The organism is Sphingopyxis sp. (genome assembly GCF_035944815.1).
Lineage (GTDB): Bacteria > Pseudomonadota > Alphaproteobacteria > Sphingomonadales > Sphingomonadaceae > Sphingopyxis.
Genome location: NZ_DASZAU010000009.1, coordinates 817,115 through 839,007, shown reverse-complemented (window position 1 = coordinate 839,007; position 21,893 = coordinate 817,115). Strand labels below are relative to the sequence as shown.

At 66.0% G+C, this 21,893-nt stretch carries 18 protein-coding genes and 1 pseudogene; 9 read left to right on the top strand and 10 right to left on the bottom strand.

The annotated features are described in order from the left end of the window. Positions 1 to 210: 210 nt before the first annotated feature. From VGU00_RS14605 to nagE, 5 genes are all read left to right on the top strand, one after another. Positions 211 to 1,293: an acyltransferase family protein gene (locus tag VGU00_RS14605; protein WP_327469683.1), complete on the top strand. Its 1,083-nt coding sequence runs from the start codon at positions 211 to 213 to the stop codon at positions 1,291 to 1,293. Positions 1,294 to 1,387: 94 nt separating this feature from the next. Continuing rightward, on the top strand, positions 1,388 to 2,422 hold the full coding sequence (locus VGU00_RS14600) for an SIS domain-containing protein (protein WP_327469861.1): 1,035 nt from the start codon (positions 1,388 to 1,390) through the stop codon (positions 2,420 to 2,422). Continuing rightward, entirely contained in the window at positions 2,419 to 3,588 is a 1,170-nt protein-coding gene (nagA, locus tag VGU00_RS14595; RefSeq protein WP_327469681.1) for an N-acetylglucosamine-6-phosphate deacetylase, read from the top strand. Before VGU00_RS14600 ends, nagA begins: the two co-directional genes overlap by 4 nt. A gap of 44 nt (positions 3,589 to 3,632) precedes the next feature. Further along, positions 3,633 to 6,125 (top strand): phosphoenolpyruvate--protein phosphotransferase, encoded by a 2,493-nt coding sequence (gene ptsP, locus VGU00_RS14590; protein ID WP_327469679.1) that lies wholly within the window; start codon positions 3,633 to 3,635, stop codon positions 6,123 to 6,125. After that, positions 6,122 to 7,798: an N-acetylglucosamine-specific PTS transporter subunit IIBC gene (nagE, locus tag VGU00_RS14585; RefSeq protein WP_327469677.1), complete on the top strand. Its 1,677-nt coding sequence runs from the start codon at positions 6,122 to 6,124 to the stop codon at positions 7,796 to 7,798. Before ptsP ends, nagE begins: the two co-directional genes overlap by 4 nt. Before the next feature lie 77 nt (positions 7,799 to 7,875). On the opposite strand, the gene VGU00_RS14580 is transcribed toward nagE, so the two are convergent. Then, positions 7,876 to 8,709 (bottom strand): glycoside hydrolase family 16 protein, encoded by an 834-nt coding sequence (locus tag VGU00_RS14580; protein ID WP_327469675.1) that lies wholly within the window; start codon positions 8,707 to 8,709, stop codon positions 7,876 to 7,878. Positions 8,710 to 8,796: 87 nt separating this feature from the next. On the opposite strand from VGU00_RS14580, the gene VGU00_RS14575 reads away from it, so the two are divergent. Next, positions 8,797 to 9,336 (top strand): carbohydrate binding domain-containing protein, encoded by a 540-nt coding sequence (locus tag VGU00_RS14575; protein WP_327469673.1) that lies wholly within the window; start codon positions 8,797 to 8,799, stop codon positions 9,334 to 9,336. Here the strand turns inward: VGU00_RS14575 and ndhC are convergent. The 9 genes and pseudogenes from ndhC to cyoA form a co-directional block, all read right to left on the bottom strand. Next, positions 9,333 to 9,701, bottom strand: coding sequence for an NADH-quinone oxidoreductase subunit A (ndhC, locus tag VGU00_RS14570; RefSeq protein ID WP_327469859.1), 369 nt, complete (start codon positions 9,699 to 9,701; stop codon positions 9,333 to 9,335). The genes VGU00_RS14575 and ndhC overlap by 4 nt on opposite strands. Before the next feature lie 154 nt (positions 9,702 to 9,855). Further along, complete coding sequence (locus VGU00_RS14565) at positions 9,856 to 10,176, bottom strand: multidrug efflux SMR transporter (RefSeq protein ID WP_327469671.1); 321 nt, start codon at positions 10,174 to 10,176, stop codon at positions 9,856 to 9,858. 159 nt (positions 10,177 to 10,335) lie between these two features. Next, complete coding sequence (locus VGU00_RS14560; RefSeq protein WP_327469669.1) at positions 10,336 to 10,869, bottom strand: response regulator transcription factor; 534 nt, start codon at positions 10,867 to 10,869, stop codon at positions 10,336 to 10,338. After that, on the bottom strand, positions 10,866 to 12,173 hold the full coding sequence (locus VGU00_RS14555; RefSeq protein ID WP_327469668.1) for an ATP-binding protein: 1,308 nt from the start codon (positions 12,171 to 12,173) through the stop codon (positions 10,866 to 10,868). The genes VGU00_RS14560 and VGU00_RS14555 overlap by 4 nt, the downstream gene beginning before the upstream one ends. Beyond that, entirely contained in the window at positions 12,173 to 12,874 is a 702-nt protein-coding gene (locus VGU00_RS14550; protein WP_327469666.1) for an SURF1 family protein, read from the bottom strand. Before VGU00_RS14550 ends, VGU00_RS14555 begins: the two co-directional genes overlap by 1 nt. Further along, positions 12,871 to 13,257 (bottom strand): cytochrome o ubiquinol oxidase subunit IV, encoded by a 387-nt coding sequence (gene cyoD, locus VGU00_RS14545; RefSeq protein ID WP_327469664.1) that lies wholly within the window; start codon positions 13,255 to 13,257, stop codon positions 12,871 to 12,873. Before cyoD ends, VGU00_RS14550 begins: the two co-directional genes overlap by 4 nt. Further along, a pseudogene (gene cyoC, locus VGU00_RS14540) lies at positions 13,254 to 13,880 on the bottom strand (cytochrome o ubiquinol oxidase subunit III). The gene cyoD and the pseudogene cyoC overlap by 4 nt, the downstream one beginning before the upstream one ends. A 4-nt stretch (positions 13,881 to 13,884) precedes the next feature. Next, positions 13,885 to 15,897 (bottom strand): cytochrome o ubiquinol oxidase subunit I, encoded by a 2,013-nt coding sequence (cyoB, locus tag VGU00_RS14535; RefSeq protein WP_327469662.1) that lies wholly within the window; start codon positions 15,895 to 15,897, stop codon positions 13,885 to 13,887. Positions 15,898 to 15,914: 17 nt separating this feature from the next. Further along, complete coding sequence (gene cyoA, locus VGU00_RS14530; RefSeq protein WP_327469661.1) at positions 15,915 to 17,099, bottom strand: ubiquinol oxidase subunit II; 1,185 nt, start codon at positions 17,097 to 17,099, stop codon at positions 15,915 to 15,917. A gap of 169 nt (positions 17,100 to 17,268) precedes the next feature. Between cyoA and VGU00_RS14525 the strand changes: the two genes are divergently transcribed. From VGU00_RS14525 to VGU00_RS14515, 3 genes are all read left to right on the top strand, one after another. Continuing rightward, a complete protein-coding gene (locus VGU00_RS14525; protein ID WP_327469659.1) occupies positions 17,269 to 18,609 on the top strand; it encodes an MFS transporter in 1,341 nt (446 codons plus the stop codon). 81 nt (positions 18,610 to 18,690) lie between these two features. After that, entirely contained in the window at positions 18,691 to 20,745 is a 2,055-nt protein-coding gene (locus tag VGU00_RS14520; RefSeq protein ID WP_327469657.1) for a TonB-dependent receptor domain-containing protein, read from the top strand. Beyond that, positions 20,745 to 21,872, top strand: coding sequence for a PepSY-associated TM helix domain-containing protein (locus VGU00_RS14515; RefSeq protein ID WP_327469655.1), 1,128 nt, complete (start codon positions 20,745 to 20,747; stop codon positions 21,870 to 21,872). The genes VGU00_RS14520 and VGU00_RS14515 overlap by 1 nt, the downstream gene beginning before the upstream one ends. Positions 21,873 to 21,893: the final 21 nt, after the last annotated feature.

The following is a 21,893-nucleotide window of genomic DNA, read 5'->3' as shown; positions in this document are numbered from 1 at the left end:
GCGAATCCCGTTTGTCTTGGCAGGCCCCTTAACCATTATGATTTCCCCCATCCAGTCCGGTCCAGATTGCCTTCCCACAATCTCTATAAGACCAATTGCGTCCTTGGAATATTACCAATAGACTACAAATCCAACGCGCTGTCCATTGCAAATTTATGGCAGCGTGAAGATGTTGCCTGAGGGGGCGACGGCGACCGGGGAGGCAAAGCCATGCGTTTGATTTCGCTCGATGTCCTGAGGGGGCTGACCGTCGCCGGGATGATCTTGGTGAATTCGGCGGCCGCGATGAAATATGGCGCAGAGGCGAATGTCGCACCGATCCTGCTGCACGTGAGCTGGGATGGAATCACGCTCGCAGACCTTGTTTTTCCGGGCTTTTTGACGATGGTCGGGATCGCGATCCCCTTTTCGATGCGCGATACGACGCTCGATTCGGCGCAGCGCGGGCATATACTTGGCCGCACCGGACGCCTGCTCCTTCTGGGTTTCATTCTCAGCAACCTTTACTGGTTTACCAGCTTCGCCTCGGGCGAATGGCGCCTGTTCGGCGTGCTCCAGCGAATCGGGCTGGTTTACTGCGCCTGCGCCCTCCTCTTCCTGCTCGTCGGTCCGCGCGCGCGGATGATCGCCATTGCCGCGATTCTGGCGCTTTATTGGCCGCTGGCGCTGCTGCCGTCGCTCGACGGCCTCGCGACCGACATCTGGGTCCGCGGCCATAATTTCATCGCCTCGGTCGACCGGCTGCTGCTCGGCACCCACCTCTATGTTCAGGGGCCCGAAGGCTATGACCCCGAAGGGATTCTCGGCACGCTGCCCGCGATCGCGCAAGGCCTGATCGGCGTCGCGATCGGCGAAATGCTCATTCGCCGCGAAGGCCCAGCTGCGCGGAAGCTCGCGATGGTCGGCGCCGCAATGCTCGTCACCGGCGGCATCTGGAGCCTCGCCTTCCCGATCGTGAAGGATATCTGGTCGAGCAGCTTCGTCCTCGTCACCAGCGGCATCACGATCCTCGCATTGGCCTTGCTCCACCACTGGCTCGACCGCGAGGGCCGCCAGCCCGGCATCGCCGCGACCGCGATGCTGGCCTTCGGCGCCAACGCTATCGCGGCCTATACGCTGCACCAGGTCACCGCGGGCGTCGTCACCTGGGACCTGTTGCTGCTGCCGTTCCGCGCGCTGCGCGAAACGCTCGGCGATCCGGTCGCGTCGCTGCTGCCGATCCTCGTCTACATGTTGCTGATCTGGGGCGCGATGGAGTGGCTGCGCCGCAAGAATTGGATCATCAAAATCTGATCGCGCAAACATACCTCTTGATGAGACATATATAACCTATATAGTACCAATATGACGAACGCCGTATCGGGCGCTCGACCGGAGACGATGAATGATGCTGAACGCCGCAACAGACGGACGACAGACGCTGATGGAGCAGGAAGCGGGCGAGGCAGCACGGGTGGTGGCGAATATGCTCGCCGCGAATCGCGACGCGTTCGCCGCGATCGGCCGGCGGCTTCGCGCATCGCCCCCCGCAGCGGTCGTCACCTGCGCGCGCGGATCGTCGGACCATGCCGCAACCTATGCCAAATATCTGATCGAGACGATGACGGGGACGCCGACCGCTTCGGCCGCGCTGTCGATCGCGTCGCTCTATGACGCACCCGCCGTCGCCGGGAACCGGCTGTGCCTCGCCGTGTCGCAGTCGGGCAAGAGCCCCGACCTGCTGGCGGCGGTCGGGCAGCAGCGCGATGCCGGCGCCTTCGTCGTCGCGCTGGTCAACGCCGAAGGGTCGCCGCTCGCCAGCCTCGCCGATGTGGTCATCCCGCTTTCGGCCGGTGTCGAACGGTCGGTCGCGGCGACCAAATCCTATATCGCCTCGCTCGCGGCGATCGCCGCGCTCGTCGCGGCCTGGGCCGGGGATGAGCCGCTCGACGCCGCGCTGACCGCCCTGCCCGGCCAACTCGCACAAGCGTTCGCGCTCGACTGGTCGCCCGCGGTTGCCGCCTTTCGGGACGCGACGAACCTCTTCGTCCTTGGCCGCGGTTACGGGCTGGGCGCCGCGCAGGAAGCGGCGCTCAAATTCAAGGAGACCTCGGGGCTCCACGCCGAAAGCTTCAGCGCGGCCGAAGTCCGCCACGGCCCGATGGCAATCGTCGGCGATGCTTTTCATGTCCTGGCATTCGGCGGATCGGACCGCGCGGCCGCCGGCGTTCGCGGCGTTGCCGACGAGTTCCGGGGCCGCGGCGCGACCGTCCTGCTTGCCGATCCCGACGGCGGCGACCTGCCCGCGATGGCCGCCCATCCGGCGATCGAGCCGATCCTGATGATCCAGAGCTTTTACCGCATGGCGAGTGCGCTCGCACTGGCGCGGGGCCACAACCCCGACTCGCCTCCGCATCTCAACAAGGTTACCGAGACGCTATGATCTTTCGTTTCCACAACGGGCGGGTCGCGCTGCCGACCGGTGCCGTCGGCGCGGTCGATATCGCCATCGCCGACGGCATCGTTTCCGCCGTTTCGACCGCCGGCGACGCGCCGGTGGATCGCGAGATCGATCTGGGCGGCGGGTGGCTGCTGCCCGGCTTCGTCGATACGCAGGTCAATGGCGGCGGCGGCGTGCTGTTCAACGACCAGGTCGACGTCGCCGCGATCGCGGCGATCGGCGAAGCGCATGCGCAGTTCGGCACGACGGCGTTCCTTCCGACCCTGATCAGCGACACGCCGGCGCAGATCGCCGCGGCGCTCGCAGCGGTCGACGCCGCGGTCGAACAGGGCGTGCCCGGGGTGGTCGGCATCCATATCGAAGGGCCGTTTATCAACGAGGTAAAGCGCGGCATTCACGAAGCGCACCGTATCCGTCGCCTCGATGCCGATATATTGGCGACGCTGATCGCGCCACATCGCGGGCGCGTGATGCTGACGCTCGCGCCCGAATTGTGCGACGAAGCGGATATCCGCACGCTTGTCCGTCATGGTGTGATCGTCAGCGCGGGGCACAGCGACGCGACCTATGACGAGGCGCAGCGCGCGATCGCCGCCGGGCTGTCGGGCTTTACCCATTTGTTCAACGCCATGTCGCCGCTGCATCACCGCAATCCGGGCGCGGTCGGCGCAGCGTTCGATTCCGATAGCTGGTGCGGGCTGATAGTCGACGACGTCCACCTGCACCCGGCCGTCGTGCGCCTTGCGGTGACGGCCAAGGGCAAGGAGCGCATCATGCTCGTCACCGACGCGATGCCGAGCGTCGGCACCGACGTCAGCGAGTTCACGCTGCAGGGCAAGCGGATCGCGGTGAAGGACGGCGTCTGTATTTTCGAGGACGGCACGCTCGCGGGCACGCATCTCGACATGGCGTCGGCGCTGCGCAAGACGGTCGAGGTTACGCGCCTCTCCGTCCCCGATGTGTCGATCATGGCGAGCGCGACGCCCGCCGCCTTCCTGTCGCTCGCGGATCGCATCGGCGCGATCACACCGGGGCAGCGCGCCGACTGGGTTTGGCTCGACTCCGACCTCATGCCGCGCGCTACGTGGATCGGCGGGCGAGCCATTTCCGAACCGACAGCGGGACTGGCTCAAGCCGCACAGGGATAAACGAGCCGCACGACAGAAGCGGCCGAAGTTTTGGGGATTTATCGATGGGTCTGATCATCACCTCTCCGCTCCGAGGGTGGGCGACGACGTTGGACGAAGTGCCCGATCCGGTCTTTGCCCAGCGGATGATGGGTGACGGCGTCGCCATCCAGCCGCTCGGCGATACCGTCGTCGCGCCGTTCGACGGCGAGATCGTCACGCTCCACGAGGCGGGCCACGCAATCTCCTTGCGCAGCGCCGAGGGCGCGGAAGTGCTGATCCACATCGGGCTCGATACGGTGATGCTGAAAGGCGAAGGCTTCTCCCCGCTCGTCGCCATCGGCCAGACCGTATCGCGCGGCGACCCGCTGATCCGCTTCGACCTCGACGCCGTTGCGCAGGCGGCAACCAGCCTGATCACCCCGGTGATCGTGACCAACGCCGAGGCTTTTGCGATCAGCCGCCGCACCACCGACAGCGCGATCGGCGCGTGCGAAGCGCTGATGACGCTCGTCCCTGTCCAGGCCGAAACGCGCCGACGGTCGGACGACGGGACGATGGTGGAACAGGCAGTGACGCTGTCGCTGCCGCACGGCATCCATGCGCGTCCCGCCGCGCGGATCGGCGAGGCGGCACGGCAGTTCGAGGCCGAGGTCCATCTGGTCCGCGGCGACAAACGCGGCGATGCACGCAGCACGGTCGCGCTGCTCGCGCTCGGCACGACATTCGGCGACGAGATTGTCGTGCAGGCGCGCGGCGACGATGCCGAAGCAGCCCTTGCGGCAATTGCAGCGTTGCTCGCGACCGACATGGGCGAAGGCGCGCCCGTAGTCGCAACGCCCGCCGCGTCCGCCCCTGCGGCATCGCTGGAAGCGGGACAAATCGGCGGCGTGATCGCGTCGCCCGGCCTTGCGATGGGTCCGGCGGCAAGGCTGCGGCAGGCGGACATCGCGGTTGCCCGCGACGGAACGGGCCCCGTCGAGGAGCGCGCGGCATTGATCGCGGCACGCAGTGAGGTTCGCGCGAGCATCGCGGCGCGGGCCGACGAAGCCGGCGGCGGCGTCGCTGCGGTGATGCAGGCGCATCTCGCGCTGATCGACGATCCCGAGCTGCTCGCGGCGGCCGAAAAGCGGATCGCCGGCGGGAATAGCGCGGGCTTTGCATGGCGCGGTGCGATCCACGACCAGATCGACGCGATCCGCGCGACGGGCAATGCCCATCTGATCGAACGCATCGACGACCTGATCGATATCGAACGGCAATTGCTCGCGGTGCTGACCGGCACATCGCTGAACGGCGCGAATATCCCGGTGGGCGCGATCGTCGTGGCCGAGGATCTGTTGCCGTCGCAGCTGGTGACGCTCGCTGCGGCGAAACCCGCAGGCATCTGCCTCGTGCGCGGCGGCCCAACCTCGCACGTCGCGATCCTTTGCGCGGGCATGGGCTTGCCCGCGCTGGTGGCGATGGGCGATGCGCTCGACGCGGTCGACGACGATCTGCCGCTGCTGCTCGACGCCGAGTTGGGTCATGTCACGCTGGCCCCGTCGGCCGCCGATACCGATGTCTTTGCCGCACGGCTCGCCAAGCGCGACGCCCGCCGCGCCGCCGCACAGGCGGCGGCGAACAACGCGTGCCACAGCGCCGACGGCACACGCATCGAAATCTTCGCCAATGTCGGCAGCGTCGACGAAGCGCAGACCGCCGCAAAACAGGGTGCCGAAGGATCGGGTCTCGTCCGCAGCGAATTCCTGTTCCTCGATCGCGAGACAGCGCCGTCGGAAGACGAGCAGCTCGCCGCCTATCAGGGGATTGCCGAGGCGCTCGCGGGCAAGCCGGTGATCGTCCGCCTGCTCGATATCGGCGGCGACAAACCCGCAGCCTATATCCCGATCGATGCCGAGGAAAATCCGGCGCTCGGCCAGCGCGGCATCCGCGTCGCGCTGGCCCGCCCCGACCTGCTCGACACCCAGCTTCGCGCGATCCTGCGCGTCGAACCCGCCGGTTCGTGCAAGATCATGATCCCGATGGTCGCAAGCGTCGACGAGCTCAGGCAGGTGCGTGCACGCGTCGACCGGCTGCGCGCCGACATGGGAATAACCGTCCCGGTCGAGCTCGGCGTCATGGTCGAAACCCCCGCCGCCGCGATGACCGCGGACCTGCTCGCCGCCGAGGCCGATTTCCTGTCGATCGGAACCAACGACCTGACCCAATATGTGCTCGCGATGGATCGTGGAAATCCGGCAGTCGCAGCAGGCGTCGATGCAATGCACCCTGCAGTCCTCCGCATGATCGGCGAGACCTGCCGCCTTGCCGCCATTCATGATCGCTGGGTCGGCGTCTGCGGCGGCCTCGCCTCCGACCCTGCAGCGCTGCCGATCCTCGTCGGGCTGGGTGTGGCCGAATTGTCGGCGGTGCCGAGTTTTGTGGCCGAAGCGAAGCAGATTGTGCGTGGCCTGACCCTGATTGAGGCACGCGCGCACGCCGAACTCGCGCTGCAATGCAAATCGGCGGCCGAAGTACGCGCGCTCGCCCGCGCATTCGAGGAGACACGGCGATGAGAAAAATTCTCGAAACGCTTCAGCCGCTCGGGCGCGCGCTGATGCTGCCGATCGCGGTGCTGCCGATCGCCGGCCTGCTGCTGCGCGTCGGCCAGCCCGACCTGCTCGACATCGCCTTCATCTCGGCGGCGGGCGCCGCGATTTTCGACAATCTCGGCATATTGTTCGCAATCGGTGTCGCGGTCGGCTTTGCGCGCGACGGCAATGGCGCCGCGGCGCTCGCGGGTGTCACCTGCTACCTTGTCACGACGACCGGCGCGCAGACCTTCATGGTCGCGCCGCCCGATGTCGCCGCCGGCCTGCCCGACGCGGCCGCGGCGCTGGCGGCGAAGAATTGGGCGCTCACCCAGATCGACAAGCTCGAGGTCCCGATCGGCATATTGTCGGGGCTGATCGGCGGCAATTTCTACAACCGCTTCGCGACGATCGCACTGCCCGAATATCTCGCCTTCTTCGGCGGCCGGCGCTTCGTGCCGATCGCGAGCGGGATCGCCGGGCTGCTGCTCGCCGCCGTGATCGGTTATGGCTTTGCGCATATCAGCGGCGCGATCGACGCCGCGAGCCGCACCGTGGTCGAAAGCGGCGGCGCCGGCCTGTTCGTCTATGGCGTGCTCAACCGGCTGCTGATCGTCACCGGGCTGCACCATATCATCAACAACGCCGCCTGGTTCGTGGTCGGCGATTTTGCCGGCGCGACGGGCGATCTTCGCCGTTTCTTCGCGGGCGATCCCAATGCCGGCGCGTTCATGTCGGGCTTTTTCCCGGTGATGATGTTCGGCCTGCCCGCGGCGTGCCTCGCCATGTATCATGAGGCGCGGCCCGAGCGGAAAAAGGCCGTGGCCGGCATGCTGTTCAGCCTTGCCTTCACCAGCTTCCTGACGGGGGTGACCGAACCGATCGAGTTCACCTTCATGTTCGTCGCGCCGCTGCTCTACGCGATCCACGCGCTGCTCACCGGCGCGTCGATGGCGCTGATGAACGCGCTCGACGTCAAGCTAGGCTTCGGCTTTTCGGCGGGCTTGTTCGACTATGTGCTGAACTACAGCCTGGCCACCCGCCCGTGGATGCTTCTGCCGATCGGTGCCGTCTATGCCCTGCTCTATTACGGTCTCTTCCGCTTCTTTATCCGCCGGTTCGACCTGAGCACGCCCGGACGCGAGAAAGGCGCGGTCGGCGAAATATCGGCCGCGGCAGCGGGAAGCGCGCGCGGCGATGCGTTCGTGGCCGCGCTGGGCGGTGCGGCCAATCTGGTGAGCGTCGACGCCTGCACGACGCGGCTTCGCCTGATTGTCGCCGACCAGAAGGCGGTCGACGATGCGGCGCTGTCGGCGCTGGGTGCGCGCGGGATCATCCGGCCGTCGGAAAATGCGGCGCAGGTCGTGCTCGGCCCGGTCGCCGACCTCGTCGCCGAAGAGATTCGCGGCGCGCTGGCAAGCGGCGGCGCGGCGGCTGTCCCCACGCAGGCTCGAAAGAAGGCCACGCGCGACGCGCCGCTACCCGCCAACATCCTCTATGCGCTGGGCGGGGGCGGCAATGTCCGCAGCGTCACCGCGCTCCATGGGCGGTTTCGCGTCGAGATCGTCGATCGCGACGAGATCGTCGACGACCGGCTCGCGCAGCTGACGCGCGGCGTCGCCTATCCGCACCCCGGCGTCTGCCACATCCTGATCTGAACGGGGCGGCGGTCTTCCCGCCGCTTGCCCCCGGCGCCCGCCGTGACCCTGTCCAAGGGCCGGCGGGCGTCGCAATCTCATTCGGCGGGCGGAACCGCGCCGCGCGGCCGTTGCCGATAGACGCGGACATGCTCGATCTCGAACCGGACCGGGAAGATCGCATCGTCGACCTCGCCGCCCATCGCGCCGCCGACCGCGAGATTGAGCAGCAGATATTGCGGCTGGTCGAACGGCCATTGCGCAGTGCCCGTCCCGGCATTGGCATAGCGATGATAGGGTTTGCCATCGACGGCGAAACGGATCTCGCGCGGGGTCCAGAGCATCTGATAATCGTGGAAGGCGTCGCACGCGTCGTCGACCCGCGCCTGGCCGCCGTTGCCGAACGTCCCTGCGGTCGAGCGGTTGTGGATCGTGCCGAATATATCGCCCGGCGTCTTGCCGACATGTTCCATGATGTCGATCTCGCCGCCGTCGGGCCAGGGTGCATTGGCGCCGAGCGTCCAGATCGCAGGCCAGCTGCCCTTGCCGCACGGCAGCTTCGCGCGCACCTCGATCAGGCCATAGGTGAATTCGGCCTTGCCCTTGGTGATCAGCCGCGCCGAGGTATAGCCCTGTCCGCCATGATCGGCGCGGTCGGCGAGTGTTTCCCTGCGCGCGGTGATGATCAGCCTGCCGCCTTCGACCCGCGCGTTTTCGGGGCGGTCGGCGGCGTAATATTGCAGTTCCTTGTTGTACCAGCCCGCCTTGTTCGCATGGGTGTCCCAGCTCCATTTGGCGGGATCGGGCGGTCCGTCGGTGTCGAATTCGTCGGACCAGACGAGGTCAAAACTGCCCTTTGCCGTTTCCTGCGCGGAAGTTGTCGAAGGTGCCGCGCAGAGCAGCATGATCGAACATCGCATCACCAACCGCATCGCCGTTCCCCCTTCGGTAAATTGGTATTAGATTGATATCTTACTTGTCATTATAAGATCATGCAATCGAGTCGTTGGGGGAGACGCATGATGACCAAATTCCGCACCGCTTTGCTGGCTGTCGCCATCGCCCTTGCCGCTGCGCCGGCATCGGCCGAGGAGGAAGCCGGCGCGCCGCATATGCTCAACGAGCCGACCGCGGGCTGGACCGTCTATGGCCCCGGCCAGACGCACAAGGCACGCAAGGACGGCGCGGTACAGGGCGGCAGCGCGATGCGCGTGATCATCACTGCCAAGCCGGCCAACCCGTGGGACATCGGCGCGTCGGTGCCGATCAGGGACGCCATTGCCAAGGGCGACAAGCTGATCCTCGCGCTCTGGGTCCGGCTCGCGGAAGGTGCCGCCGGCGACCCCGCCGAGCTTGGCGCCGCAATCCAGCAGAATAGCGCGCCCTATGCGCCGATCGTCGCCGGACGCGTCGCGATCACGGGCGAATGGAAGCTCGTGCACATCAAGGGCATCGCCGCCGAGGCCCATCCGGCGGGCAAGGCCAATGTCGCGCTGACGCTGGGCGACGCCGCGCGCACGATCGACCTCGGCCCCGCCTTCGTGATGAAAGCCGACTAGTCCCAATCGAGCGCGCCCTTTTTCCATTCATAGACGAATCCGATCGTCAGGATGGTGAGGAACAGCATCATCGCGCCCCATGCCTCCCACCCCAGATCGTCGACGACGACCGCCCAGGGGAAGAGGAAGGCGGCCTCGAGGTCGAAGACGATGAAGAGGATCGCGACGAGATAGAAGCGGACGTCGAACGGCTTTCGCGGCGCTTCGAACGCCGGGAAGCCGCATTCATATTCGGAGAGCTTCTCGCTGTCCGGCGCATGCGTCCCGGTCAGGCGCGACACCGCCATCGGCAGCAGGAGGAACAGCGACGACAAGATCAGCGCGACGCCCATGAAGATGAGGATCGGCAGATATTCGGTCAGCATCGCGGGGACCGCGAGCGTAGACGCAGCGGCAACGGGTTCGGGGGATTCGGGGCGCACGGCGGCCTCCTTCGAAGGTCGCCGGGCCGTCCCGGACCTGTGCCGGCGCGCGATCACGCGCCGGGGAGGACGTGGCCCCGCTTGCGATGGGCGCCGATCAGGCGGGCGACGACAGCTTCATCAGCAACAGCCCGCTGACGATCAGCAGCGCCGCGACGATGCGCGTCGCATTCGCCTGTTCGCCGAGGACGAAGATGCCGACAAGAAAGGCGCCGATCGCGCCGATCCCCGTCCAGATCGTATAGGCGGTGCCGAGCGGCAGCGATTTCATCGACAACGACAGCAGCGCGAAACTCACGATCATCGCGGCGATGGTGACGGCGGTCGGGCCGGGGCGCGTGAAGCCGTCCGACTGTTTCATCGCAAACGCCCATATGATTTCGAAAATTCCGGCAATCGTCAGATAGATCCAGGCCATGACAGCCTCCTTCCAAAGGCTGCCGGGCCGTCCCGGACTTGAAAACCCGCGGGGTGCGCGAGCGAGGACGTGGCCTCTTTCGGTTGCGGCGCCCCGATATCAGTCAGGAGGCCAAGACGCAAGGAGAGCCCCCGAACTGGCGTTGCCGCGGCGATTGTCTTAGCGAATTTGCCGCTTTTCGAGCTTCCGCGCGAGCGTCCGCCGGTGCATGCCGAGGCGGCGGGCGGTTTCGGAAATATTGAACCCGGTTTCGACGAGCGTCTGGTGGATATGTTCCCATTCGACGGTCTTGATCGACGACTGGCGGCCATCGAGCGGGGTTTCGGGATTGCCCTCGGCGCGGTCGAACGCCGCCTCGATATCGTCGGTGTTCGAAGGCTTGGCGAGATAATAGGAGGCGCCGAGCTTGATCGCCTCGACCGCGGTCGCGATACTGGCAAAACCGGTGAGCACGACGATCCGCATCGTCGCATCGGCGGCGCGCAGCGTCTGCACGCAGGCCAGCCCCGAGGCGGCGCCGAGTTTCAGGTCGACGACCGCATAGCCCGGCCGGAAAGCGACCAGCAGCTCACCCATTTCTTCGGGACTGTGCGCGACCTCGACCACGTAGCCGCGCCGTTCGAACGAGCGCTTGAGCGTCCGTGCGAACGCCTCGTCATCCTCGACGATCAGCAAGTGCCGCTGCTTGTTCATGCCGCTTCTCCACCCGGGCTCGCAAGTGCCGAAACGGGCAGGAAAATCCGGACCAGCGCGCCGCCGGCGTCGCGGTTCGACACGCTGGCGCCGCCGCCCATTTTCCGCAGCACATTGACGAGCAGGAACAGGCCGAGCCCGCCGCCGGGCCGCCCCTTCGTCGAACGATAGGGCTGGCCGAAATTTTCGAGCATCTCGTCGCTGAAACCGGGGCCGCGATCGGCAATCTCGATCACCAGCATGTCACCGTCGCGCGAGGTCGTGAAGCTGGTCCAGTCGGGCGACACCTCGGCCGCATTGTCGAGCACATTGCCGATTACCTGTCGCAGCGCGGGGTCCGACACGATCGCGATATCGGCGCCGAAACGGTCGTTGAATTCGACCGTGCCGGGGCGCCGCACCGCACGCGTGTGCGCGACGATTTCGTTGAACGCGGCGCGCATCGTCGTGAGCTGCGGCGCCTCGCCACGCGCTTCGCCCGCCGACATCAAAATGCCGCCGACGATCGCCTTGCAGCGCTGGACCGCGGTGTCCATGTCGGCGAGGTCTTCCTGCAATTCACGGTCGTCCTTCAGCCGCGGCGCCGCCTTCCAGTCGCCGATCAGCACCGACAGCGTCGACAGCGGCGTCCCCAGTTCGTGCGCCGCGCCCGATGCGAGCAGCCCCATGCGGACGATATGATCCTCCTCGGCCGCGCGCTGGCGGCTGGTCGCGAGCGCGGCGTCGCTGTCGCGCAGATTGCGGCTTATCCGCGTGACGAAGGCGACGAGCAGCACCGCGATCAGCAGGAAACAGACGAAGCTGCCCTGCAGATAGAGCTTCATCGGGTCGGCCGCATAAGGGGGCGGCAGCACAAGCGGCGTCGGATCGACGCGCAGCGCGGCGAGCGCGGCGAGCGCCGCCGCGACGATCGCCCACGACGAGCGCGGCGTGAGCAGGATCGCACCGATCACGACCTGCAACAGGAAGAGCGAGGCAAAGGGGTTTTCGAGGCCACCGCTGTGGTGAAGCTGCCAGCCGAGCGCCGCGACGTCGAAGAGCAGGACGGCGGTGAGTTCGGCATTGGTCACCGCGCGCCCGCGGCGCAGCGCCGCGATGCTGGCGAAGTTGATCGCGATCAGCACGAGGATCGCCGCCAGCAAGGGAGCGCGCGGCAGCGAAATGCCCATCGGTCCGCTGACGATGCCGATCGTCGCCAGCTGCCCGCCGACCGCCAGCCAGCGCAGCTGGATCAGCAGCGTCATGTTGCGGCGCCCGGCAGGAGCGCGGGCGGGCGTCGCCGGCAGGATCGTCGGGTGCGTCATCAGTCCCGGATACGCCACAGACGCCAGGCAAAAAAGAGGCTGAGCGCAGAGAGCGCGAACCAGGTCAGCGCGTAGACGAGATGATTGTCGGGAAAGCGGACGACGGTCAGCCCGCCGACCGGATAGCCGCCGGGGTTCGCCTGGGCATCGGCGTCGATAAAATAGGGCGCCGTGCGCCCCAGCCCGCGTGCCTTGGCGATTGCCGCGACGTCGCGCGAGAACCAGCGATCGGCCGCGGGATCGTTCCAGCGGAGGAAGGCGCCGCCCGGTTCTGTGACGCGGAGGAGACCGGTGACGGTCACCGGGCCCGCGACGTTGCCCGCCGCGCGCGCCGCCGCGTCGCGCCGGTCCTTGGGCACGAAGCCGCGATTGACGAGCAAGGTGAAGCCCGGCGTTTCGAGCGGTGTGACCACCCAATAGCCCGGCCCGCGATCGGTCACCGCCTGGACCAGCGTCTCGCGGTCGTGGCGGAACAGGCCCGTCGCGGTCACGCGGCGATAGGCGTCCTGCCTTGCGCCCATCCGTTTCCAGCCGTCCGGCCCCGGCGCGGCGACGGGTTCGGCGTCGATGCGCTCCGCGACCGCCGCGACCAGCTCATGCTTCCACACGCGCCGTTCGAGCTGCCAGACGCCGAGCGCCGCGAGCGCCGCGGCCGCAACCAGCGCCGCGGCGGCGAAGGCCGCGCGGCGGGTGCGTGTCACGGAATCTGGCTCGCCGTCTGGCTCGTCGGTTCGTGCGGCATCGGCATCATGTTGGTGTTGAGATGGTGCATCACCCACAGCGAGCCCGCGAGCATGATGACGACGACGATCACGGTGAAGATCAGCGAGGTCAGCGACCAGCCGCCCTCGGCCTTCGGCGTCATATGGAGGAAGAAGACCATGTGGACGACGATCTGGACCACGGCGAAACCCATGATGATCGCGCCGGTTGCGCCGGCGCTCAATGGCATCGTCATCACCAGCCAGAAGGGAATGGCGGTCAGGATCACCGACAGCACGAAGCCGATGACATAGTCGCGCATCGTAGCGTGCGGCATCTCGATCTCGTGGTGCGCGTCGTGCGCGTGCGTATCGTGGCTCACCGCAGCACTCCCATCAGATAGACAAAGGTGAAGACGCCGATCCACACGACGTCGAGGAAGTGCCAGAACATCGAAAGGCACATCACGCGGCGCTTGTTCGCGGCGATCAGCCCGTGCTTCGAGAGCTGGAACATCAGCGTGACGAGCCAGACGATGCCGAAGGTGACGTGGAGCCCGTGCGTGCCGACCAGCGTGAAGAAGCTCGACAGGAAGGCGCTGCGCTGCGGCGTCGCGCCGATTTCGATCAGGTGGTGGAATTCGTAAAGCTCGATCCCGAGGAAGGCGAGCCCGAACAGGCCGGTGATCGCGAGCTAGAGCTGCACGCCCTTCACCTTGCCCTGCTGCATCTGGAGCACCGCAAAGCCGTAAGTGATCGACGAGAAGAGCAGCATCGCGGTGTTGAGCGCGATCAGTTTGAGGTCGAACAGATCCTTCGGCGCCGGCCCCGCGGCATAGCTGCCACCGAGCACGGCGTAGCAGGCAAAGAGGATCGCGAAGATGAGGCAGTCGCTCATCAGGTAGATCCAGAAGCCCAGCATCGTGCTGTGCCCTTCGGGATGCGCATGCTCGTCGAGGTCGTAGAACTGGACGGGTTCGTCCGCGGCGATGGTCTTGGCACTCATCGGATCAGGCTCCGGCCGCCAGCTGGCGGGTCCGCGCGTCCTCGACCGCGGTGACCGTGGCCGCCGGGATGTCGAAATCGCGCTTGTAGTTGAAGGTGTGATAGATCGCGCCGGCGATCGTCGCGACGAAGCTCAAAGCGACGAGCCACCAGATATGCCAGACGAGCGCAAAGCCCATGACGAGGCAGAAGCCCGACAGGATCATCCCCGTACCGGTGTTGCTCGGCATATGGATGTCGCGATAGCCATCGACGGGACGCTGATGCCCGCGCGACTTCATGTCGTACCAGGCGTCGAGGTCGTGGATCACCGGCGTGAAGGCGAAATTATAGTCGGGCGGCGGCGAACTGGTCGCCCATTCGAGCGTGCGGCCGTCCCATGGATCGCCGCCCGTCATGTCGCGCAATTCCTTGCGGCGCCAGATGCTCACCGCAAACTGGACCAGCATCGCACCGATGCCCGCCGCGACGATCAGCGCGCCGATGCCGGCAATCACGAACCAGATTTGCAGGCTCGGGTCGTCGAACACGCGCATGCGCCGCGTCACGCCCATCAGGCCGAGGATATAGAGCGGCGTGAAGGCGACCCAGAAACCGACGACCCAGCACCAGAAGCTGACCTTGCCCCAGAAAACGTCGAGCTTGTAACCGAACGCCTTGGGCCACCAGTAATTGATCGCCGCGAACAGGCCGAACAAGACGCCGCCAATGATCACGTTATGGAAGTGGGCGATCAGGAACAGCGAGTTGTGCAGCACGAAGTCGGCGGGCGGCACCGCGAGCAGCACGCCGGTCATGCCGCCGATGACGAAGGTCAGCATGAAGGCGATCGTCCACATCATCGGAAGTTCGAAGCGGATGCGGCCGCGATACATGGTGAAGAGCCAGTTGAAGAGCTTGGCCCCCGTGGGGATCGAGATCACCATCGTCGTGATGCCGAAGAAGCTGTTGACGCTGGCGCCCGATCCCATGGTGAAGAAGTGGTGCAGCCATACGATGTACGACAGGATGGTGATGCACACCGTCGCATAGACCATCGAGGTATAACCGAAGAGCCTTTTGCCCGAGAAGGTCGAGGTGACTTCGGAGAAGACGCCGAACAGCGGCAGCACGAGGATGTAAACCTCGGGATGGCCCCAGATCCAGATCAGGTTCACATACATCATCGGCGATCCGCCGAGATCGTTGGTGAAGAAATTGGTGCCGACATAGCGGTCAAGGCTCAAAAGCACGAGCGTCGCGGTGAGGATCGGGAAGCTGGCGACGATCAGGATGTTCGAGCAGAGCGAGGTCCAGGTGAAGACGGGCATCTTCATCAGCCCCATGCCCGGCGCGCGCAGCTTCAGGATCGTGACGACCAGGTTGATCCCCGACAGGGTAGTGCCGACGCCGGCTATCTGCAGGCCCCAGATATAATAGTCGACGCCGACATTCGGACTGTAAGCGATCCCCGACAAAGGCGGATAGGCGAGCCAGCCGGTCTGGGCATATTCGCCGACGAACAGCGAGATCATCGTCAGCACCGCGCCCGACGTCGTCATCCAGAAGCTGAAATTGTTGAGGAAAGGAAAGCTGACGTCGCGCGCGCCGATCTGCAGCGGCACGACATAGTTCATCAGGCCGGTGATGAACGGCATCGCGACGAAGAAGATCATGATCACGCCGTGCGCGGTGAACACCTGGTCATAATGGTGCGGGGTCAGATAACCCTCGGATCCGCCGAACGCCATCGCCTGCTGCAACCGCATCATGATCGCGTCGGCAAAACCGCGCAGGAACATGATGAGGCCGAGGATCATGTACATGATCCCGATGCGCTTGTGGTCGACGGTGGTGAACCATTCCTTCCACAAATAACCCCAGAGGCGGAATTTGGTGATCAGGCCGAGCACGGCGATGCCGCCAAGGACGACGCCGATGAAGGTGACGACGAGGATCGGCTCGTGCAGCGGCAGCGCCTCGAGCGACAGCTTGCCGAGGATCGGACCGGTTTCGGGTGCGGGATGCGGGATGGTCATGGTGATCTCGGGCTTCTTCAGGACAGCGGGCGTTCGGCGGCGGCGGGTGCACGCAGCGCCGTGCGTTCAGGCTTGGACGGGTGCGGAAGCCCCTCGCCCTTCAGTTTCTCGGGCGCGACCGGCGCCGCGTCGGGGCGGTCGTTCGACATCACCGGCGAGCTGCAGAGCGCGGCGACATAGCGCATGCTCCAGCGCGCGGCGTCGACGGTGCCGCGCGCGGCGAACTTGTCATAGGTGACCTGCCGGACATTGCCGATGCCCGCGATGCCCGCGCCGCCCGCGGCATCGAGCGCCATCATGTCGTGCATGCACATCTTGCCGGGCTCGACGCACATGTTGACGACCGCGTCGAACAGTTGCGGGTCGCTCGCGGCGAAGCGGCGTACGGGTTCCTTGTGTGTCGGCTTTTCGAGTTTCAGATAGGCATCGCGGCTGAGGTCGCCTTCGGCCGACGCCTTGGTTGCCGCGACCCATTTGTCGAACTCGCCCGCGGGCAGGCTCTTCACCGCGAAGCGCATGTTCGAAAAGCCCCAGCCCGAATAATTGGCCGAGAAGCCTTCGTAATTGCCGGTCTTGTCGAACACGCCGTGCAGCTTGGTTTCCATGCCGGGCATCGCGTAGATCTGCCCCGCGAGTGCGGGCACGTAAAAGCTGTTCATCACCGACGAGGAGGAGATGCGGAAGCGGACCGGCCGGTTCACTGGCAAGGCCAGCTCGTTCACCGTCGCGACCCCCTGTTCGGGGTAGATGAACAGCCATTTCCAGTCGAGCGCGACGACCTGCACGTCGAGCGGCTTGACCTCCGCCGCGACGGGCTGGCCGGGGCCGGTGCGCGCGAGCGGGCGATAGGGATCGAGCAGGTGCGTCGCGACCCACGTTACCGCGCCGAGGCAGATGATGATGAGCAGCGGCGCCGACCAGATGACGAGCTCGAGCTGCGTCGAATGGTCCCAGTCGGGCTTGTAGGTCGCCTCCTTGTTCGACGCGCGATATTTCCACGCGAAGAAGATCGTCAGCGCCATCACCGGCACGATGATCAGCAGCATCAGCACGGTCGACAGGACGATCAGGTCGCCCTGCTGGCGCGCGACGTCGCCGGCGGGATCGAGCACGACCAGCCCGCAGCCCGACAAAAGGGGCAGCGCGGCGAGCAGCGGCAGGAGCCGCAACCGGACGGGAAAACGAGGGAGATTGCTTGGCATGATGCGCGCCTAGGCCTCCTTTGTTGCACTGCACATAGGACATTTTGTCCAATCCCGCGACCGCTCATCATCGCGCAGGGGCATTTTCATTCCGGGCGATTTTGCCCTATGACCGACTCGTGCCGCCGCATCCTGTCCTGCGAACGGCGCCAGCTCAAGGATTGTTACCATGGCTGCCGATACTGTGCCCACGACCGAGGCCGAACGCGACGCCCGCGCCCTCCACGGTGCAAGCGAGGATGGGGGCAGCCACCGCATCGACCCCGCCGAAATCGCGATCGGCGTCATCATCGGCCGCACGTCCGAATTCTTCGACTTCTTCGTCTATGCCATCGCGTCGGTGCTGGTTTTCCCGAAGCTCGTCTTTCCGCATCTCGACCCGCTGACGGGCACGCTCTGGTCGTTCGCGATCTTCGCCCTCGCCTTCGTCTCGCGCCCAGTCGGAACGATCATCTTCACCGCGATAGACCGCGCCTATGGCCGCGGCGCGAAGCTCACCATCGCACTGTTCCTGCTCGGCGGGTCGACCGCCGCCATCGCCTTCCTGCCCGGATATGAATCGATCGGCATCGGCGCGGCGCTGCTGCTCGCGCTGTTCCGCATGGGACAGGGCGTCGCGCTCGGCGGGTCGTGGGACGGTCTCGCCTCGCTGCTCGCGATCAACGCGCCGGAGAAGAAGCGCGGCTGGTACGCGATGATCCCGCAGCTCGGCGCGCCGCTCGGCCTGATCGTCGCCAGCCTGCTGTTCATGTTCCTGATCGCAGCGCTGCCCGCGGAGGATTTCCTCGCCTGGGGCTGGCGCTATCCCTTCTTCGTCGCCTTTGCGATCAACGTCGTCGCGCTGTTCGCGCGGCTGCGCATCGTCGTGACCCCCGAATATGCCGAATTGTTCGAGAACCGCGCGCTCCAGCCGGCGCCGCTGCTCGAAACACTGCGGTCGGAATGGAAGACGATCGTCATCGGCACCTTCGCGCCGCTCGCGAGCTTTGCGATGTTCCACATGGTCACCGTCTATCCGCTGTCGTGGGTGTTCCTGTTCACCGAAGAAACCCCTGTGCGCTTCCTGATGATCGAAGCGATCGCCGCGGTCGTCGGCGTCGGCGCGATCGTCGCGTCGGGTATCCTCGCCGACCGCATCGGGCGCCGCACGCTGCTCGGCGTCACCGCCGCCGCGATCGCGGCGTTCAGCGGTTTCGCACCGCAGCTGCTCGACGCCGGCGAATTTGGCGAAGCGACTTTCATGATCCTCGGCTTCATCCTCCTCGGCCTGTCGTTCGGCCAGTCGTCGGGCGCGCTGTCGTCGAACTTCCAGCCGCGCCACCGCTACACCGGCTCGGCCTTCACCTCGGACCTTGCCTGGCTGTTCGGCGCCGGCTTCGCGCCGATGATCGCGCTGTGGCTGTCGAGCCAGTACGGGCTGATCGCCGCGGGCGGATACCTGCTGTCGGGCGCGATCGTCACGCTCGTCGCGCTGTGGCTCAACCGCGAGCTTGCAAGCACCATCGACTGACGGTTTCCGCGCTCGGGATTATTGACATTGGTTCGCAATAGCGATTAGGGCGCCCCCGATATCCATTTTTCGGGGGCCTCCATGACAATTCGCACGACGATCCTGACCGCCGGCACGGCCATGCTCGCGCTGGCCAGCCACGCCGCACAAGCACAGGAAAGCGAAGCCGCGGGCGACATCGTCGTCGTCGGCGCACTGACCGACGTCGAGATCGACCGCGAGGAAATCGAAGTCCTGCAGGCAAATGACCTCGCCGACCTGTTCCGCGGCGTGCCGTCGGTGTCGGTCGGTGGCGGCGTCGGCCTCGCCCAGAAAATCTATGTCCGCGGGCTCGAGGATTCGCTGCTCAACGTCACGATCGACGGCGCACCGCAGCGCGGCACGCTGTTCCACCATATCGGCCGCGTGACGATCGAACCCGAAATCCTCGAAACCGTCGACGTACAGGCCGGTCCGGGCGAAGCGACCGCAGGATTCGGCGCGGTCGGCGGCGCGATCCGTTTCCGCACGCGCAACGCGGTCGACATGCTGCAGGACGGCCGCGACATCGGCGGCATCGCCAAGGCGGGCTGGTTCAGCAACGACGGCTACAAGTTGAGCGGCACGGTCTACGGCCGCATCGTGGGCGACATCGGCATCCTCGCCTCCTACGTCCATGTGAACCGCGATCCGTACAAGGATGGCGACGGCGTGCGCCAGCTTGCGACGGGCGCCGAGCAGAACCTTGGCTTCGTCAAGGTCGGCGGCGAGCTCGGCGGCGGGCACCGTATCACCGCAAGCTATGAACAGCGCCGCGAAAGCGGCCGTTTCGGCCAGCGCCCGAACTGGCCGGTGCTCGCCGGCGACCGATTGTTCGAGGCGAAGGGCAAGCGCCAGACCGCCATCCTGAACTATGGTTTCGAGGGTGATAGCGGCGTCGGCATCGAGGCGACGGGGTATTGGACGCGGACCAACTTCACGCAGGACCGTTATGACCGCTGGGGCCTTTATGGCGCCGAGATCGAAACCTATGGCTTTGACGTCCGCGCGAAGCTCGCCATCGCGAACCACGACATCACCGTCGGCGCCGAACATCGCCGCGACCGCGTGACGAGCGAATATCTTGGCGCCCCCGCGATGTGGCAGGACTGGGCGTGGGATCCCAATATCGGCCGCTTCACCGAAAAAGGCTCGCTGATGGGGGTCTATGTCCAGGATCATTGGCGCGTCGCCGATCCGTTGCTGATCAGCTTCGGCGCGCGGTACGATGCCTATGACCTCGACCAGAAGACCTATCGCACGGGCACCCAGAGCGATGGCCTCAGCTTCAATATCGGCGCCGAGTTCGAAATCCTCCCCGGCCTCAGCCTCAATGCCGGTTTTGCCGAGGCGTTCCGCGGCAAGGAAATCGGCGACGCCTTCACGCTCGAAAAGCGCCCCGGCCGCCTGTCGCTGTCACCGACGCTGCGCCCCGAGCGCGTCGACAATCTCGAGGGCGGCGTGAAATACGACCTCGGCGGCTTCACCGCGTCGGCGGTCTATTACGAGATGACGATCAAGAACCTCATCCTCGACCAGCTCGGCCGCGATGCGTCGCAGCCGATCCAGGACGCGGTCTATTATGAAAATGTCGGCAAGTTCAAATCGAAGGGTATCGAACTTCGCGCGGGTTATCGCACCGGGCCGTTCAGCATCGACGCCTATTACAACCATTATGATTCGCGCCTGAACGGCAACCGGATCGAGGGTTATGAGCATATCGCGCTGGGCAATTCGATGGGCGACAACTGGGCGGTGACCGCGGGTTTCCAGCCGAGCGACTATTTCAATTTCCGCGCCAGCCTGACGCGCTATGAAGACCTCAACAATATCGAGGTGCTGTTCCGCGAAGTGCAGCTCTATCCCGACGATATTTCGGAGACGCAGTTCATCGACAAGCCCGGTTATACGACGGTCGACCTGTTCGGCAGCTGGCGTCCGTTCGGGACGGACCGGCTCGAATTGCAGGCCGCCGTCTACAACTTGTTCGACAAGCGCTATATCGCGCATGCCAGCGTCGCCGATTACGGCCAGCTCGGCCTGCCCGACTATGCGATCGTGTCGGGCCTGCCCGAACCGGGCCGCAACGTCCGCCTGACCGCGTCTGTCCGCTTCTGATGGCGCGCGCGGCCGTCCGTCGGCGGCCGCGCCACGCCCTGAAGCTGTGGCACCGCTGGTTCGGGCTTATCGCCGCGCTGTGGCTCGCGCTGCTCGCGGCGACGGGCATCGCGGTCACTTTCTACGACGAACTCGATACTGCGCTGAATGCCGACTGGCGAACGGTTCCGGCCTCGGACACGTCCGCGCCGATCGACGTCGCCGTCAAGGCGGCCGAACGCGCGCTGCCCGGCTTCGCGCCGAACATGATCGAGCTGCCGGGGCATGCGGGCGACAGCCTGTGGCTGATGGGCCGCGCGCCCGTCGACGGCGCGCCGCGCCCGATCCAGGTCTTCGCCGACCCGCGCGACGGATCGATCCTCGGCTGGCGCGAGAGCGGCGCGATCAAATTCGACCGGCGGCATGCGATGGACGTGCTCTACGGCCTCCATATCGACCTGCTCGCGGGGCCGTGGATGATGTGGTTCTTCGGGCTCGTCTCGCTGCTGTGGGTGATCGACCATGGCGTCGCGGTCGCGCTCTCCTTTCCGAAGGGCATGCAGTGGCTGCGCGCTTTCCGGACCGAGGGGCGTCGCGGCAGCCTGAAGCGCCTGTTCGATTCGCACCGCGCATGGGGGCTCTGGTTCCTGCCGGTGACGCTGGTTCTCGCCGTCACCGGCGTCACGCTCGCCTGGCCCGACGACAGCCGCGAAGCCGTCGCGCTCGTCTCGCCGATCACCGGGCGCCTGCATGAAAACATGGCCGACGTGCCCGAAGCGCCGCCGGCGATCGACGTCGACGCCGCAATCGGACGCGTCACCGGCACAAGCGGCGAGCCCGTCCATAGCGTCCGCATCTTTCCCGACCATGGCGTCTATGCCGTCCGCACCTTCGACGCGCGCGACCGCGACGACCAAGGGCGGCTGTGGACCTATGTCGCGATGGCCGACGGGCGGATCGTCGGCACGCGCCACGACAATGGCACGACCGCGGGCGACCAGTTCTTTGCCTGGCAATATCCGCTCCATTCGGGGAAAGCCTTTGGCCTTGCCGGGCGCCTGCTCGTACTTGCCGGAGGCGGTGTGACGCTGTGGCTCTGCCTCAGCGGCCTGAAGCTCTGGTGGCGGCGCCGGCGGCAGCTGATCTGAGACCCTGGGCCGGACGGGCGG